This window comes from Pseudomonas sp. MWU13-3659 (assembly GCF_023757525.1).
Taxonomy (GTDB): domain Bacteria; phylum Pseudomonadota; class Gammaproteobacteria; order Pseudomonadales; family Pseudomonadaceae; genus Aquipseudomonas; species Aquipseudomonas entomophila_E.
The window spans coordinates 1-367 of record NZ_JAMSHW010000121.1 but is presented as its reverse complement, the minus strand read 5'-3'; the positions used below and the strand labels follow the sequence as shown (position 1 = coordinate 367).

At 68.4% G+C, this 367-nt stretch carries 1 protein-coding gene; it reads right to left on the bottom strand.

Annotated features, from left to right (window positions below):
- A partial coding sequence (locus tag NGM28_RS28590; RefSeq protein ID WP_252092564.1) for an AMP-binding enzyme occupies positions 1-367 on the bottom strand: 367 nt, incomplete at both ends.

The window sequence follows — 367 nt, the reverse complement described above, 5'->3', positions numbered from 1 at the left end:
CTCGTAGGCCCGGTTCTGTACCGCCTCCGGCACCGGCAGCGCCTTGCGGTCGAGCTTGCCGTTGGGGCTCAGCGGCAACGCTTCCAGGTGGATGAACTGTGCCGGCACCATGAACTCCGGCAGCCGCGCCAGCAGCACCGCGCGCAGCACCTCCGTGGGTTGCGGAGTACCGGTGCAGTACGCCACCAGGCACTGCTCGCGGGCCAGTACCACCGCTTCCTTGACCCCCTCGATGCCGGTCAGGCAGGCCTGGATTTCGCCCAGTTCGATGCGCAGGCCACGCAGTTTCACCTGGTCATCGTTGCGCCCCAGGTACTCCAGGTTGCCGTCGGCCAGGTGCCGCGCCAGGTCCCCGGTGCGGTACAGT